At 59.1% G+C, this 16,061-nt stretch carries 12 protein-coding genes and 2 pseudogenes; 5 read left to right on the top strand and 9 right to left on the bottom strand.

Annotated elements, in window-relative coordinates:
• Positions 1 to 63 precede the first annotated feature (63 nt).
• Positions 64 to 1,524, bottom strand: a complete 1,461-nt coding sequence (locus G3A56_RS13520) for a phospholipase D-like domain-containing protein (protein WP_082184516.1) — start codon at positions 1,522 to 1,524, stop codon at positions 64 to 66.
• A gap of 283 nt (positions 1,525 to 1,807) precedes the next feature.
• Between G3A56_RS13520 and pdxY the strand changes: the two genes are divergently transcribed.
• Positions 1,808 to 2,683, top strand: a complete 876-nt coding sequence (gene pdxY / locus G3A56_RS13515; RefSeq protein ID WP_082184517.1) for a pyridoxal kinase PdxY — start codon at positions 1,808 to 1,810, stop codon at positions 2,681 to 2,683.
• A 74-nt stretch (positions 2,684 to 2,757) separates the two neighbouring features.
• Positions 2,758 to 3,399, top strand: coding sequence for a carbonic anhydrase (locus tag G3A56_RS13510; protein ID WP_003491940.1), 642 nt, complete (start codon positions 2,758 to 2,760; stop codon positions 3,397 to 3,399).
• Positions 3,400 to 3,578: 179 nt separating this feature from the next.
• Here G3A56_RS13510 and G3A56_RS13505 read toward each other — a convergent pair.
• Both G3A56_RS13505 and G3A56_RS13500 read right to left on the bottom strand, forming a co-directional pair.
• A pseudogene (locus tag G3A56_RS13505) lies at positions 3,579 to 4,384 on the bottom strand (lytic murein transglycosylase).
• Between the two features lie 225 nt (positions 4,385 to 4,609).
• Positions 4,610 to 5,644 carry an aspartate-semialdehyde dehydrogenase gene (locus tag G3A56_RS13500; protein ID WP_035241030.1) on the bottom strand — a complete coding sequence of 345 codons (1,035 nt, stop codon included), beginning with the start codon at positions 5,642 to 5,644 and terminating at the stop codon, positions 4,610 to 4,612.
• 507 nt (positions 5,645 to 6,151) lie between these two features.
• Here G3A56_RS13500 and G3A56_RS13490 point away from each other — a divergent pair.
• The 3 genes and pseudogenes from G3A56_RS13490 (at position 6,152) to G3A56_RS13480 (ending at position 11,269) form a co-directional block, all read left to right on the top strand.
• Complete coding sequence (locus G3A56_RS13490) at positions 6,152 to 8,035, top strand: MFS transporter (protein ID WP_003492052.1); 1,884 nt, start codon at positions 6,152 to 6,154, stop codon at positions 8,033 to 8,035.
• Between the two features lie 195 nt (positions 8,036 to 8,230).
• A pseudogene (locus G3A56_RS13485) lies at positions 8,231 to 9,804 on the top strand (Re/Si-specific NAD(P)(+) transhydrogenase subunit alpha).
• 19 nt (positions 9,805 to 9,823) lie between these two features.
• Positions 9,824 to 11,269, top strand: a complete 1,446-nt coding sequence (locus G3A56_RS13480; protein ID WP_080835866.1) for an NAD(P)(+) transhydrogenase (Re/Si-specific) subunit beta — start codon at positions 9,824 to 9,826, stop codon at positions 11,267 to 11,269.
• 272 nt (positions 11,270 to 11,541) lie between these two features.
• Here the strand turns inward: G3A56_RS13480 and rutF are convergent, their stop codons facing one another.
• From rutF to rutA, 6 genes are read right to left on the bottom strand one after another with little or no spacing between them, the layout of a single operon-like run.
• Positions 11,542 to 12,066 carry an NADH-dependent FMN reductase RutF gene (rutF, locus tag G3A56_RS13475; RefSeq protein ID WP_080835870.1) on the bottom strand — a complete coding sequence of 175 codons (525 nt, stop codon included), beginning with the start codon at positions 12,064 to 12,066 and terminating at the stop codon, positions 11,542 to 11,544.
• Positions 12,067 to 12,092: 26 nt separating this feature from the next.
• On the bottom strand, positions 12,093 to 12,683 hold the full coding sequence (locus G3A56_RS13470; protein ID WP_080835874.1) for a malonic semialdehyde reductase: 591 nt from the start codon (positions 12,681 to 12,683) through the stop codon (positions 12,093 to 12,095).
• A gap of 16 nt (positions 12,684 to 12,699) precedes the next feature.
• The gene (gene rutD, locus G3A56_RS13465; protein WP_164056447.1) at positions 12,700 to 13,491 is read right to left on the bottom strand and encodes a pyrimidine utilization protein D; all 792 of its coding nucleotides are present in this window, start codon (positions 13,489 to 13,491) and stop codon (positions 12,700 to 12,702) included.
• 13 nt (positions 13,492 to 13,504) lie between these two features.
• A complete protein-coding gene (gene rutC, locus G3A56_RS13460; protein WP_003492069.1) occupies positions 13,505 to 13,891 on the bottom strand; it encodes a pyrimidine utilization protein C in 387 nt (128 codons plus the stop codon).
• 25 nt (positions 13,892 to 13,916) lie between these two features.
• Positions 13,917 to 14,657, bottom strand: coding sequence for a pyrimidine utilization protein B (gene rutB, locus G3A56_RS13455; RefSeq protein WP_003492071.1), 741 nt, complete (start codon positions 14,655 to 14,657; stop codon positions 13,917 to 13,919).
• The gene (gene rutA, locus G3A56_RS13450; RefSeq protein WP_080835877.1) at positions 14,654 to 15,745 is read right to left on the bottom strand and encodes a pyrimidine utilization protein A; all 1,092 of its coding nucleotides are present in this window, start codon (positions 15,743 to 15,745) and stop codon (positions 14,654 to 14,656) included. Before rutA ends, rutB begins: the two co-directional genes overlap by 4 nt.
• Between the last annotated feature and the right edge of the window lie 316 nt (positions 15,746 to 16,061).

Here is a 16,061-nt window from a genome sequence, read left to right as displayed (position 1 = left end):
TGTCTCCGCGCAGATAAAAGGGCTTAGAGCGTCCTATATGCGTCCTTTCGGACGCATGGCGCTCTAAAGATAAGGCGAAGCGAGCCACAGGACACGCTCCCCCAGACGGACAACGAATGGCCGCGCATTCAGTTCGCTCAGCCGGACCGGTAAAGCGCTCGCCCGCGCATCCCGGATGCGATTTCCGATCGTCGCGGCAAATTCCTCATCCATGACTTCGAGATCGATTTCGAAGTTCAGCCGCAGGGAACGCGGATCGAGGTTGGAAGAGCCGATATAGGTCCAGCGCTCATCGATCACCAGAAGCTTGGAATGATTGAAAGCCCCCGTTGCCCGCCAGATACGGCAGTAATTCTTCAGCATCTGGTCGAACTGCGCCGTCATCGCCCTGTCCACAAGCACCAGATTGTTGCTCTGCGGCACGATGATATCCACCACGACCCCCCGCCTCGCTGCGGTAATGAGTGCCGAAATAAGCTCCCGATCGGGGAGAAAATAGGGCGACATGATGAGAATGGAGGAGCGGGCGACGGAAAACGCACCCATCAGCATCTTGTGACTGGTCTCGATGCTCCTGTCCGGTCCGGAAGAGGAGACCCGCGCAACGATCTGCGATCCCGGTACGCCATCAGGAATGGCGATGTCCCAGACCGGCTGATCCAGACGCTCCCCCGTCGTGAACCGCCAGTCCTCCGCCGCGATGGAGAAAAAATCAGACACAACCGGGCCGCTGATCTTGAAATGGGTGTCATGCGACTGTTTTTCGCCACCGAATTCGAAGGTGAAACCTTCGCGGATATTCATGCCGCCGCTAAAGGCGATGCGCCCGTCCACCACCAGTATCTTGCGGTGGGTGCGCAAATTCGCATAGGGCAGGCGCAGCCCCATGATGACATTGCCGTTGAAGACATCGGCGACGATGCCCTTTTCCCTGAGCGTCGGCAGAATGCTCGGTACGGAATAACGCGCACCCACGGCATCGATGAGCACCCTGACTTCAACGCCGCGAAACTTCGCCCTTTCCAGCGCCGTCACAAAGCGCGCGCCGATCCTGTCATTGTCGAAAATATATGTTTCGAGAATGATCGACCGCTTCGCCTCCCCGATCGCTTCCAGCATGGCGGCATAAGCGGCATCACCGGTCACAAGCGGCTCGATTGTGTTTCCCGTTGTCAGCGCATGGCGCGTCACCCGGTCACCCAGCGTCTTCATCGCCTCGAAACGGCGTCCGAACCGAGCGGCGATGAGTTCGCCGCTCGCGTCGAGACGCGCCACGCGATCCATGATCTCGTCCAGCATGAAGGATCGCTGCTGCGTGATGTTAGACCGGCGAATGCGGTTAATGCCGGCAATGGCATAGATGACGGCACCGACAATCGGCGACAGCACGATGACGCCCACCCAGCCAAGCGCCGAGCGGACCTCCTCCTTCGTCATGGTTGCGTGCACGGCCGCCACGGTTCCCATCAAAATGGAGAGAACGGCAAGGATATGCGGCCAATAGGCGATGACGAGATCGAGCATAATGCAACTATAGGGCATCGGGCCGAAAAGTGTATCGCGGTTTTCGGAAAACCCGATGCCTAAACAAAAAGGCAGGACAGCCAGCGATCCCGCAATGACAACCCGGCGCTGTAGCCGCGACGGTTGAGCGGACGAAAAGCGTGCCGCCCATCCTTTTGCGGGACAGACCCTTGCGGGATTAACGGTGGAAACCGGCCTTGCGATATGTCATGAGAGCGCATCTTGATCTTTAGGCAGGGGTTCTTGCGGGCTTTCTGCGATGTTTGAAAGCAAGAAGGCCGTGATGCAGGAAAATACCCAAGGCGCCGTCATCGTCATTTCCAGCCACGTCATGCGTGGTTCCGTCGGCAATCGCGCAGCGGTCTTTGCGCTGGAGACCCTGGGGTATCCGGTCTGGGCGGTGCCCACCATCGTCATGCCCTGGCACCCCGGCCACGGCCCCTCTACACGGATGCGCTTTCAGGACGACGACTTTGACAAGGCCATGACCGATCTTGAAAACGCCAAATGGATTGGCGAGGTCAAGGCCGTTCTGACCGGTTATTTCGGAAGCGCCGCACAGGTGCGCGCCGTCGCAAGGCTGATCCGCAATCTGAAGGAAAAGAACCCGGCGCTGATTTATGCCTGCGACCCGGTTATGGGCGATCTGGGCGGCCTTTACATTCCGCTTGAGACCGCCGAAGCGATCCGCGATCACCTCATCCCGCTTGCGACCGTCGCGACACCAAACCGCTACGAACTGGCTTGGATGAGCGGCGCCGAGCTTGAAAGCAACAATGCCATCATGGATGCGGCGCTCTCACTCGGGCCGCCGAAAATGCTGGTCACCTCGGCCGTGCCGATGATGGCGGGCGGCACCGGCAATCTTTATCTCAGCGGCAGGCACGCCCTGCTTGCCGAACACCGCGCCATCGAGAATGCGCCGAACGGGCTTGGCGACCTCATGTCCGCGCTGTTCCTCGCCCGCCTGCTCGAAGGCCTGGATGATGAAAAGGCGCTGCAGCTGGCCACCGCCAGCGTGTTCGAAATTCTGGCCCGCACGAAAAAACGCGAGATGAACGAACTGACGCTTGAGACCGATTCTTCAAGTCTTTCCACACCCATGGCCATGGTGCAGATGCGTCATCTCTTGCATCCTTCACGCAGCAAGCGCAAATAGCGCTTCAGGAATTGGTCTTCAACGCACCAGGTTCGCCCCGTGATCTTGGTCCAAGCACAACGGTACTGCGATAGATGAAAGATTTTCCGGAAAACCTTCTCAACGGCTACAAGAACTTCATGAGCGGCCGCTATGCCGACGAGCGCGAAAGATATCGCGTTCTGGCCGAGACCGGACAGAAACCGCAGACCCTGTTCATTGCCTGTTGTGACTCCCGTTCGGCGCCGGAAACCATTTTCGACTGCGGACCGGGAGAGCTTTTCGTCGTCCGCAACGTCGCCAACATGGTGCCGCCCTTCGAGCCGGACGGGCAATACCACGCCACCTCGGCGGCCATCGAATATGCCGTTCAGGTTCTGAAGGTGAAGGATATCGTTGTCATGGGCCACGGCCGCTGCGGCGGCATTCAGGCAGCGCTCGACCCCAATCTTGAGCCGCTGTCGCCGGGCGACTTCATCGGCAAATGGATGAACATGGTCAAATCAGCGGCCGAGCAGATCCAGAGCAACGATGTCATGACCGCATCCGAGCGCCAGACGGCGCTGGAACGCGTTTCCATCCGCAACTCCATCGCCAATCTGCGCGGCTTCCCCTTCGTCAAGGCACAGGAAACCGCCGGCAAGGTCAAGCTGCATGGCGCTTGGTTCGATATTTCGACCGGCGAATTGTGGGTGATGGACGGCAAGACAGGTGATTTTCGTCGTCCGGATCTGTGATTTAGACGCGTAGTCGCCGCCAATAACATTCAACTTCGTCACCCCGGACTTGATCCGGGGTCCAGCGCGATCAAGTCCTTGATCGCGTAAGACTCTTGCACGGCGCAGACGCGCCGTGGCTGGATGCCGGACCAAGTCCGGCATGACGGAAGAGAGCTTCCACTCCGTGGAAAGCAGCCTTATTGGCCGTCGATAGCCTTGCCGATGAAGGCGATGGCCTGCTGATAGACGCTTGCAGCGTTCCAGCCCTGGATGGCCGCATAATTTGCCTGCCCTGCTGGTACCCGGCACCGCGCTGCCAGCCGTGGCCGACAAGGAAGTTGGCCGTGGAGGCCAGGGCATCGGCACGCGAGCCGACGAGATCGATCCGTCCGTCGCGGTCGAAATCCACGCCGTAGCGCACGACGTTCAACGGCAGGAACTGTGTCTGGCCGATTTCACCATGGGCTGCACCCTTGGCGTTGACGTTCAGCGAGCCGCTGCCAACGAGCTTGAGGGCTGCATAAAGCTGCTCGGTGAAATAATCCGAACGGCGGCAGTCGAAGGAAAGCGTCGCGACGGCGGAAAGCGTGTGCTGGTTGCCCATGAAGCCGCCGAAACCGGTTTCCATGCCCCAGATGGCGAGCAGCGGACCGGCCGGCACGCCGTAGGCTCTTTCGATCGAGGCGAAGAGAGAGGCGTTGTTTTTCTTCATGGTCTTGCCGCGCGAAATGATCGTCTGACCGCCGCGCTTCTGCATGAACTGTTCGAAGGACAGCTTGAAGCTGTGCTGGCCGCGATCGGCGCTGATAGTGGCCCGGTTGTAGGAAACGCCGGCGAAAGCGCGATCAAGCACCGAAGCGCTGACGCCACGGCCCGCCGCTTCCTGCTTGAAGGCGCCGACCCAGGCCTCAAACCCTGCCGAAGTATTGCCGCATTGCGCAGCCAGAACCGGCGTCGCTGCCAAAACCGAGACCATGGCCACACCAGCCAGGATTGCCTTCATTGCCCGCATCAAAATCTGCCTTCGATATCCTTTGGGGAATTCATCCCGAGAACAAAAACGTCACCGCTGTATGAATTCAGGTGCCAAAATTGACTTTTGGCGGCCTAAATTGCCTTTCGGCAGCAAGGCCTGCAAATAAACTGGCCGTGATCGTCACCAATCAGAAAACCCGCCTGCCCCACACAGAACAGACGGGTTATACTTAACGAACCTTAAAAAATGGTATCAGGCAGCCGCCTTGCGGGGCTTGATGAGACCACGATTGACCAGCAGTTCGGCGATCTGGATGGCGTTGAGTGCTGCACCCTTGCGCAGATTGTCCGAAACGACCCAGATGTTGAGGCCGTTTTCGACCGTTGCATCCTCGCGGATACGCGAAATATAGGTCGCGTCCTCACCGGCAGATTCAACCGGCGTGATGTAGCCGCCATCCTCGTGCTTGTCGATGACGAGGCAACCCGGCGCTTCGCGCAGGATATCGCGCGCCTGATCGGCGGTGATCTCGTTTTCGAACTCGATGTTGACCGATTCCGAATGGCCGATGAAGACGGGAACGCGCACGGCCGTGCAGGTCACCTTGATCTTCGGATCGAGCATCTTCTTGGTTTCAGCCAGAACCTTCCACTCTTCCTTGGTATAACCGTCTTCCATGAAGACATCGATATGCGGAATGACGTTGAAGGCGATGCGCTTGGTGAACTTCTTGGTTTCGACCGGATCGGCCACGAAGACGGCGCGGGTCTGCTGGAACAGCTCGTCCATGCCTTCCTTGCCGGCGCCGGAAACAGACTGATAGGTGGAGACAACGACGCGCTTGATCTTGGCGAAGTCATGCAGCGGCTTCAGCGCGACGACGAGCTGGGCCGTGGAGCAATTCGGGTTGGCGATGATGTTCTTGCGGGTAAAGCCCTCGACGGCATCGGCATTGACTTCCGGCACGATCAGCGGAACGTCCTGATCATAGCGCCATGCGGAAGAGTTATCGATGACAACGCAGCCCTGCTGGCCGATCTTCGGCGACCACTTCTTGGAAATCTCGCCGCCGGCCGACATCAGGCAAATATCCGTGTCGGAAAAATCGTAATTTTCGAGGTTGGCAACCTTCAGCGTGCGGTCGCCATAGGAGACTTCCGTGCCCTGCGAGCGGGAGGAGGCAAGCGGCACGACTTCATCTGCGGGAAAACCACGTTCGGCCAGGATATTGAGCATTTCGCGACCGACATTGCCGGTGGCGCCTACAATTGCAACTTTGAAACCCATGATCAAGCTCTCTTTCTGTCTCTCCTCTTTTGGGTGAGGTGGGAACCCGCATCGCATTGCGGCTTCCTCGATCCCCAGCCAAACCGGGGAGAGAGCGGTGGCCAGAGACGTTAGACGGTTTTAATCGTCGTTTTGGCCGTAATTCGGATAGAATAAGAAAGACGCGGATCATCGCCGGCGGATTGTGCCGGTCCTTCCATGACAATCATGTCTGCAACATGCCTGCGCAAGGTGATGCTCCTTCTTCGCGAGAAGCTATTAGAAGGTTTCTCTGTTGTGTCAAGAAAAAAGGCATGTCCAGGGCCACCCGGCGCGAAGATGCAAAAACCGCCCTGCGACATTTTTGCACGTTATACATTAGACTAAAGTCATAATCCGAAAGCATCGCTCTTATTGGGGTTAATTTTCTGTCACTCTGATGTCATGCGCATTGCACCCTCAAGGGGGAGTCCGGAGGAGAGACAGGGCTCCGCAATGCGCTCATTTGACATCTGTGGAGGACAGACAATGGCAAACGTTGCAGCCGTGAGCGGCGCCGCCCGTCCCATGACGGGTGAGGAGAAGAAGGTGATTTTCGCCTCTTCTCTCGGAACAGTCTTCGAATGGTACGATTTCTATCTGTACGGCTCGCTCGCGATCTATATCGGCGCGAACTTCTTCAGCCAGTATCCGGAAACGACACGCAATATCTTCGCGCTTCTGGCATTTGCCGCAGGCTTCCTCGTGCGCCCCTTCGGCGCGCTGGTGTTCGGCCGTCTGGGCGACATTGTCGGCCGTAAATATACCTTCCTGATCACCATTCTCATCATGGGCGTTTCGACCTTCCTCGTCGGCGTCCTGCCCGGTGCATCCCAGATCGGCATTGCAGCTCCGATCATCCTGATCGTCCTGCGCATGCTTCAGGGTCTGGCGCTCGGCGGCGAATATGGCGGTGCCGCAACTTACGTGGCCGAACACGCCCCGAATGGCCGCAGGGGTTATTACACCTCGTGGATCCAGACGACGGCGACGCTCGGCCTGTTCCTGTCGCTGGTGGTCATTCTCGGCGTGCAGTTCGCACTCGGCAAGGAAGCCTTCGCCGCCTGGGGCTGGCGCATTCCCTTCCTCGTTTCGGTTCTGCTGCTCGGCGTATCGGTCTGGATTCGTCTGAAAATGAACGAATCCCCCGCCTTCAAGAAGATGAAGGAAGAGGGCAAGACCTCCAAGGCGCCGCTCAGCGAAGCCTTCGGCCAGTGGAAAAATGCCAAGATCGCCCTGCTTGCCCTCGTCGGCGCCGTCATCGGTCAGGCCGTCGTCTGGTACACAGGCCAGTTCTACGCGCTGTTCTTCCTGCAGAGCATTCTGAAAGTGGACGGCCAGTCCGCCAATATCATGGTCGCGGCAGCGCTCATCCTCGGCACCAGCTTCTTCGTGATCTTCGGCTGGCTTTCCGACAAGATCGGCCGCAAGCCGATCATCATGGCCGGCCTCGTTCTCGCCATGCTGACCTATTTCCCGCTGTTCAAGGCGCTCACCTGGGCGGGTAACCCGGCACTTGCGGAAGCGCAATCCACCGTTCGCGCCACCGTGACCGCTGCCCCCGGCGACTGCAAGTTCCAGTTCAACCCGACAGGCACGGCGAAATTCACCACATCCTGCGACATCGCCACCTCGTTCCTGACACGCAACTCCGTTCCCTATGACGTCGTCGCGGGAACGGCAGGCCAGCCGGCGAGCGTCAAGATCGGCGATGCCACCATTGCCAGCTACGATGCTATCGCAGCCGGTGCCGATGCCGCCGCCAAGGACAAGGCATTCCAGAAGCAGGTCAACATCGCACTGCACGACAGCGGCTATCCGCTGGTGCGCGGCGCGGTGCAGGTGCCGGATGCGAAACTGGACGCCTTCATTGCCGCAAACCCGGAACTCGGCCTCAATGCCGACGCGGTTCGCGCCACCGACAAGAAAATGGTGGCAACCGACAAGCTGGTGGCGGACAAGCTGCTGACACCGGCGGAAACCGCCGGAGCAGCCGAAATGGCCGTATACAGCATTGCCGGCGGCGGCACCTTCGCCATGGTTGCCGATCCGGCCGCCGTGAACTGGGTCGTCATCATTGCGGTTCTGACTGTCCTCGTGATCTATGTGACGATGGTCTACGGCCCGATCGCCGCCCTGCTGGTCGAACTGTTCCCGACCCGCATCCGCTACTCCGGCATGTCGCTGCCCTATCACATCGGCAACGGCTGGTTCGGCGGCCTTCTGCCCGCCACCGCCTTTGCGATGAGCGCTGCGAAGGGCGATATCTACTATGGTCTCTGGTATCCGATCATTTTCGCAGGCATCACGCTGGTCATCGGCCTGCTGTTCCTGCCGGAAACCAAGGATCGCGACATCCACACCATGGAGTGAGCCACGTCCTGACGGACATTTTCGGAACCCGGCGCGCAGGCGCCGGGTTCTTTTATTGCGCGGCGAACCGCAATATCGAACGAACTGTCGCAGGGGCTGTCATTGCGTCGCAGGCAAGACAAAATCAATATGGAGACAAAGCCCCCCTGAATAGGTTATGACCCCCCTGTATTTTCAGGCAGAGGGAGAGCCATTTTGAAGATCGGGACGCCTAAGGAATTATATGAGGGCGAAGCGCGCGTCGGTATGACGCCCGACAGCGCCCAGGCATTGCAGAAACTCGGATATGATTGCATCCTCGAAACCGGAGCAGGCAAGGCGGCGGGATTTTCCGACGACGCCTATCGCGCCGCCGGTGTAACAATCGTCGACAGCGCCGATGCGCTTTACGCCGGTTCCGACATCATCGCCAAGGTTCGTCCGCCGGAAACGTCGGAGATTGATCGCCTGTCTTCGGACAAGACGCTGATCTCGTTCTTCTACCCAGCCCAGAACAAGGACCTTCTGGAACAGGCGAAGGAAAAGGGCGCAAATGTCATCGCCATGGACATGGTGCCGCGCATTTCCCGCGCCCAGAAGATGGACGCGCTGTCCTCCATGGCCAATATCGCCGGTTATCGCGCGGTCATCGAGGCCGGCAATAATTTCGGCCGCTTCTTCACCGGTCAGGTCACCGCCGCCGGCAAGGTGCCGCCCGCCAAGGTGCTGGTCATCGGCGCAGGTGTTGCCGGTCTCGCCGCCATCGGCACGGCCACCTCGCTCGGCGCCATCACCTATGCCTTCGACGTTCGCCCGGAAGTGGCCGAACAGATCGAATCCATGGGCGCTGAATTCGTCTATCTCGATTTCGCCGACCAACAGCAGGACGGCGCCGCCACCGGCGGTTACGCCGCTCCCTCCTCGCCGGAATTCCGCGAGAAGCAGCTCGAAAAATTCCGCGAGCTTGCACCGCAGATCGATATCGTCATCACCACGGCGCTGATCCCGGGCCGCGACGCCCCGAAACTGTGGCTCGCCGACATGGTGGCGATGATGAAGCCGGGTTCGGTTATCATCGACCTCGCCGCCGAGCGCGGCGGCAATTGCGATCTCACGGTTCCCGACCAGCGCGTCGTTTCCGACAATGGCGTCATCGTCATCGGCTACACGGACTTCCCGAGCCGCATGGCCACACAGGCCTCGACGCTCTATTCCACCAACATCCGTCACATGATGACCGATCTGACGCCCGCCAAGGACGGCAAGCCCGTTCACAACATGGAAGACGATGTCATCCGTGGCGCGACGGTCACCTATCAGGGTGAAATTACTTATCCCCGCCGCCGCCGAAGATCCAGGCCATTGCCGCGCAGAAACCAAAGGAAAAAGCTAAGGAGCTGACGCCGGAGGAAAAGCACGCCAAGGAACGCGCCGAGTTCAAAGCCCAGACGAAAAGCCAGGTCGGTCTGCTCGTCGCCGGCACGGCGGTCCTGCTTCTCGTCGGCCTTTATGCGCCGGCAAGTTTCATGAGCCATTTCATCGTCTTCGTGCTCGCCTGCTTTGTCGGCTTCCAGGTCATCTGGAATGTCAGCCACTCGCTGCATACACCGCTGATGGCGGTGACGAACGCGATTTCCGGCATCGTCATCATCGGCGCGCTGCTGCAGATCGGTTCCGGCAACTGGCTGGTGGTGATCCTCGCCTCGCTTTCCGTCCTGATCGCGACGATCAACATCGTCGGCGGTTTCCTCGTGACACGGCGCATGCTCGCCATGTTCCAGAAGTCCTGAGCCGTGTAGGGGACAGTTTATGACCATTGGTATCGTTTCCGCGGCCTATGTTGCCGCAGCCGTTCTTTTCATCCTTTCTCTTGGCGGCCTTTCCGGACAGGAAAGCGCAAAACGCGCCGTCTGGTACGGCATAACAGGCATGGGCCTCGCCATTGTCGCCACCGTCTTCGGCCCTGAAATCAGCAAGGGCGTCGGGCAGTGGCTCGTTGTGCTGCTGATGCTGGCGGGCGGCTCCGTTCTCGGTTATTTCGTCGCAAGCCGCGTGCAGATGACCGAAATGCCGCAGCTTGTTGCAGCCCTTCACTCCTTCGTCGGCCTCGCCGCCGTCTTCATCGGCTTCAACGCCCATATCGAGGAAGCGCATGTCGCCTCGCTCGATGAGACCGCGCGTTCGTTGCTGACCGGCTTTTCCGCCATCCTCGCCCACAAGACGCCAGTTGAACTGGCGATCATGAAGGTCGAGGTCTTCCTCGGCGTCTTCATCGGCGCGGTCACCTTCACCGGCTCCGTCGTCGCCTTCGGCAAGCTTGCCGGCAAGGTGGACGGCAAGGCGAAGAAGCTGCCCGGCGGACATCTGCTCAATGCCGGCGCTGCAATCCTGTCGCTCGTGCTGCTCATCATGTATTGCAACGGCGCGGGCGCTTGGACGCTGGTGCTGATGACACTGGCCGCTTTCTTCATCGGTTATCACCTGATCATGGGTATCGGCGGCGCCGACATGCCTGTCGTCGTTTCGATGCTGAACAGCTATTCCGGCTGGGCCGCCGCCGCCATCGGCTTCACGCTCGGCAACGATCTGCTGATCGTGACAGGCGCGCTGGTCGGCTCCTCGGGTGCGATCCTCTCCTACATCATGTGCAAGGCCATGAACCGCTCCTTCATCTCGGTCATCCTCGGCGGCTTCGGCGGCACGACGGGTCCGGCGATGGAAATCGAGGGCGAGCAAGTGGCGATCGACGCAGAAGGCGTTGCCGCAGCGCTGAATGACGCCGACAGCGTCATCATCGTTCCCGGCTACGGCATGGCGGTGGCGCAGGCGCAGGCGGCGGTCTCCGAACTGACCCGCAAGCTGCGCGCCGACGGCAAGACCGTGCGCTTCGCCATCCACCCGGTGGCAGGCCGTCTTCCCGGCCACATGAACGTGCTGCTGGCTGAAGCCAAGGTGCCCTACGACATCGTGCTGGAAATGGACGAGATCAACGACGACTTCCCCAATACCGACGTCGTCATCGTCATCGGCTCCAACGATATCGTCAATCCGGCGGCCCAGGACGATCCGAACTCGCCGATTGCCGGCATGCCGGTTCTGGAAGTGTGGAAGTCCAAACTGGTCATCGTCTCCAAGCGTGGCCAGGGCACGGGTTATTCCGGTATCGAGAACCCGCTGTTCTACAAGGACAATACCCGCATGTTCTACGGCGACGCCAAGAAGTCGATCAACGACCTTCTGCCGCTGATCAAGTAAATGAAAAGGGCGTTTCCGGGAGGCCGGAAACGCCTTCGAATTTCTGAGAAACGACGATACGTTTCGTCCGTCATGCCGGACTTGATCCGGCATCCAGCCACGGCGCGTCTGCGCCGTGAAAAGAGTCTTACGCGATCAAGGACTTGATCGCGCTGGACCCCGGATCAAGTCCGGGGTGACGGTGTGCGGATGCTATGGCCGCGCCAAACAGAACCGTTCCACGGGACTTTGTCGATAGACTGCCGCCACTTCCAACTTTCAAAAGACCGCGCTCAAAGCACCCGGTAACGCCGGTTGAAATACATCAGCGCCTCATCACCTTCATTGATCTTCATATCCACAACCTCGCAGATCAGAATATCATGCGTACCGCCGTCATGCGCCTCGCGGATGCGGCAATCGAAGGAAACGAGCGCGTCCTCCAGAACCGGGGCACCGGTTTCAAGCACACCCCAACTCCCGGCGGCGAAACGCTCTTCCGCCGGCGTCTTGCCGCCGAAGAGGGTGCTCAGCACCTCGTGTTTTGAAGCAAGCGTATTGATGCAGATGACGCCGTTAGCCTTCACCACCTTGTACGCGGAGGCATTGCGGTTGAGGCAGACGAGAAGCGTGGGCGGATTGTCGGAAACGCTGCAAACCGCCGTCGCGGCAAAGCCCGCCCGGCCTGCCGCACCATCCGTGGTGACGATATTGACCGCCGCACCGAGCCGCGCCATGGCGTTTCTGTATTCGAGGCTGCGCTGCTGTGCAGTCTTCGTCTCCATATCCGCTTCCTTTTCAAGAGACATCATCTGCATCTAAACTATCCTTCCTTAACAGGCCCTCAAGCCAGGACACAGGCCTCTTCAAAGCCAAGGCGCGGCAGGCGACCGAAGAGTTTCGACGGATCGCCATAGCCGAGATTGATCAGGAAATTGGACTTCCACGTCGTGCCTGCGAAAAACGCCGTATCCACCTTGCCTTTGTCGAAACCGGACATTGCCCCGGTATCCAGTCCCAACGACCGGGCTGCTAGGATGAGATAACCCGCCTGCAACGTGGCATTGCGGAAGGCCGTTTCCTCGGCCACATCAGGGCTGGAGGTGAACCACGAACGGGCATCGGCATGCGGAAACAGCATCGGCAGTTTCTCGTAAAATTCGCGGTCGATGGCGGCGATCACGGTGACGGGTGCTGCCATGGTCTTTTCGAGATTGCCCGAAGAAAGCGCCGGCCGCAGTTTTTCTTTCGCTTCCTGGCTGCGCACGAACACGAAACGCCCCGGCGAGCAATTGGCCGAGGTCGGACCCATCTTCGTCAGATCGTAAAGCTCTCTCAGCGTCTCGTCGCCGACCGGCCTGTCAGCCCAGCCATTATGGGTGCGCGCCGCGGTGAAAAGTGCTGCAAGTGCCTTGTCGTCGAGTGCTGTGGTCATTGTCCTAAAAATCCCGTCAGAATGTTCGTGTTGCCGGTAGCAGAAACTGCAAAAGCCGAGCGTTGAAAAGGTCAGCTTCGGTAATATTGACCGCATGCGCCCCGAAATCGAGAAGGCAGAGTTCGCCATGCGGCAAACCCTCAACGAGACGCAGGGAGCGGGTGTAGGGCACCAGAAGATCGTCTTTCGTGCCCACCACCAGAACCGGATTGCCGATCTCGCCGAGGCGGGTATCCACATCGAAGCCCCTCAGCGCCGCGATGCGCCGAAGCACATTCGCCTTGCCCTGAAAATGCGCGACGCCATGGGCATCGTCCCGCGCCAGCCGCTCCTGATGGTCCGACATCCAGGCGGCCGGATAAAGAAACAGCGGTTGGGCTTTCACGAAAGCCTCGACACCGGATTTCTCCAGAAGCTCGATCCGCACATCGAAGCAGCGCCCGGAATGCGGATCCGCCTTGCTCCAGGCATTGATAAGAACGAGCCTGTCGATAAGGCCGGGCTGGCGCAGCGCGATATCGAGGCCGATCAGACCGCCAAGCGCATGACCCATGAAGTGGAATTTCTCGAGGTTAAGCGCCGAAGCGATTTCCAGCACATCATCCGCCATCGCCGATATGCCGCCCTCCAGCGGCACCTCGCCGCCAGTCCTGCCGGTTCCGCGATGGTCGTAAGTGACGATCCGGAAATGATCGGAAAGGGCTTCGATCTGCGGTGCCCAATACGAGCCCGATCCGCCCAGTCCCGATGACAGCAGGATTGTGGGTGCCTCAGGATCAGTCCGGCCATGAACCTCGAAATGCATCATCTGCCGTTTCGCCCTATTTGCCGATATGGGCGACGGTGGCGATTTCCACCAGCGCGTCGGGCTTCACGAGGCCGCACTGGATGCAATAACGCGCCGGCTTGTCGCCGGGGAAATATTCGGCATAGACCGTGTTGACGGCCTGGTAGTTGGCCCAGTCGGTGATGAAGATATGGTTCATCGTCACGTCCTCCATCGTGCCGCCGGCGGTTTCGATGACGGACTTGATGGTCTCCAGAACATGGCGGGTCTGCGCGCTCGCATCGCCCACATGCACGACATTATTGTCCTTGTCGAAAGGCAGCGTGCCGGAAACGTAAACCACGCCATCGGCAAGGGTTCCCGGTGAAAAGGGAGCGATGGGTTTGCTGGTGCCGGCGGGCACGACAATCTTCTTCGGCATTTCGTTCTCCTCTTGTGGTTGGATATCAAGCGCTGACGGGTGCGGCCTGCGAAATGACGCCGCAGAAATCATTGACGGTGGCGACCCAGCCGAAAAATTTCTCGACATTGTAGACCGTCGCCTGCTGGATATAGTCCGGCCCGAGATGATGTGTGGCATCCTCCAGCATCACCCCGAAATATTCGAGATGGAAGGCGTCGCGCAGCGAGCTTTCCACGCAGACATTGGTGGCGATACCGACGAAGACCAGATTGCGGATGCCACGGGCGCGCAGCACGCTGTCCATATTGGTATTGAAGAAACCGCTATAACGCGTCTTCGGCACCAGAATATCGCCGGGCTGCGGCTGCAGCTCGTCGACGATTGCATAGTCCCACGTGCCCTTTGCCAAGAGCTGGCCCTGCAGCTCCGGCCTCTTGCGCATCGTCTTCAGCGCATTGGACTTGTGCCAGTTGGGCGAACCCGGCCCGCCCGCCTCGACATAGTCCTTGTCCCAGCCATTCTGGAAATAAATGACCTGAACGCCCGCCGCCCGTGCCGCATCCAGCGTCTTCTTGATGTTGGCGATGGTGCCCTTGGCCCCGGAAATATCGAAACCGGCCAGATCGACATAACCGCCCTCGGTCGAATAGGCGTTCTGCATGTCGACCACGACAACGGCGGTCTCGCTGGGTTTCAGGGTGATCGGCTCCGGCCGGGCGGGAAGCGTCACGCTTTCCGAACGGCTTTCCGGCCCCTTGTAACCCGCCACGACGGCTTCACTCATTCCGCAGCCTCCAGTGCAGCCTGAACATGCGCGCGGCTCTTCATCAGCGGCTGCACATATTTGCCGAATTTCTCGACGCCTTCGAGGAAGTCGTCGAAGGTCAGCATGACGCCGCCCGTTCCCGGCACTTCGCTCATTTCGTCCAGCATGGCCGCCACTTCCTCATAGGAGCCGATCAGCGTTCCCATGTTGATGTTGACCGCCGAGACGGGATTGGACATGTGCCGGACATTGGTGTCGGAGCCGGATTTGGTATCGACAGCGCTTTGCAGACCGAGCCACTTGATCGCATCCTCATCCGCACCCGCCTTGTAGTGCTCCCATTTCGCCCAGGCATCCTCGGATTTTTCCTCGGCAAGCACCATCGTCAACACGACGGATTTAACCTCGCGGCCGGTCTTTTCCGTTGCCGCCAGCAGCCGCTCATTGGTGGGGGCGAAAGCTTTCGGCGTATTAACGCCGACGCCGAAGCAGAAGCTGTAGTCAGCGAACTTGGCCGAAAACGCCATGCCGGAATTGGAGGAACCGGCGCAAATGAGTTTGACGTCGCCCTGAGGCACCGGCTTCATGCGGCAATCGTCCATCTGGAAGAACTTGCCCTTGTAGTCCGATTGTCCGTCTGTCAGCAGCTCTTTCAAGATGGAAGTATATTCGCCGAGATATTCGTAGCGGTCGCCGAAATAATCGTCACCCGGCCAAAGCCCCATCTGGCTATATTCCGGACGCTGCCAGCCGGTAATCAGGTTGATGCCGAAACGGCCGCCGGAAATGGAATCGATGGTCGTCGCCATGCGGGCAACAATGGCCGGCGGCATGACCAGCGTTGCGGCCGTGCCGAACAGCTTGATCTTGGAGGTGACGGCGGCAAGGCCCGCCATCAGCGTGAAGGATTCCAGATTATAGTCCCAGAACTCGGTCTTGCCGCCAAAACCGCGCAGCTTGATCATCGACAGCGCGAAGTCGAAACCATATTGCTCCGCCTTGAGCGTGATCGCCTTGTTCAGGTCGAAGCTCGGTTTGTATTGCGGCGCGTTTTCGGAAAGAAGCCACCCATTGTTCCCGATCGGGATAAAAACACCAACTTCCATTTTGCTGTTCCCTTTTTAGCGTCAGGTGTCTCCTGACTTGACAAAAGAGTAGCAGGTTCTGTGCCAGACCAAATAAAATAATTTTATCAAATGGATAAAATTTTGAGGCGCATCAAGCCTTGACCAAAAGATAAAATTTTTATCATTTGGTAAAAATATTTGCCTGTTTATTCAGCAAATACCGAACATAATGTGCGGGAAATGGGAGACCCTCTAAACGGTCGCAGAGCGTGGCACGGCATCCGAAATGCTCACCTCCGTCATGCCGGACTTGATCCGGCATCCAGCCACGGCGCGTCTGCGCCGTGAGAGGAGT

Origin of the sequence: Rhizobium oryzihabitans (assembly GCF_010669145.1) — a bacterium.
In the GTDB taxonomy this organism is placed as follows: domain Bacteria; phylum Pseudomonadota; class Alphaproteobacteria; order Rhizobiales; family Rhizobiaceae; genus Agrobacterium; species Agrobacterium oryzihabitans.
This window is presented reverse-complemented; position numbering and strand designations above follow the sequence as displayed.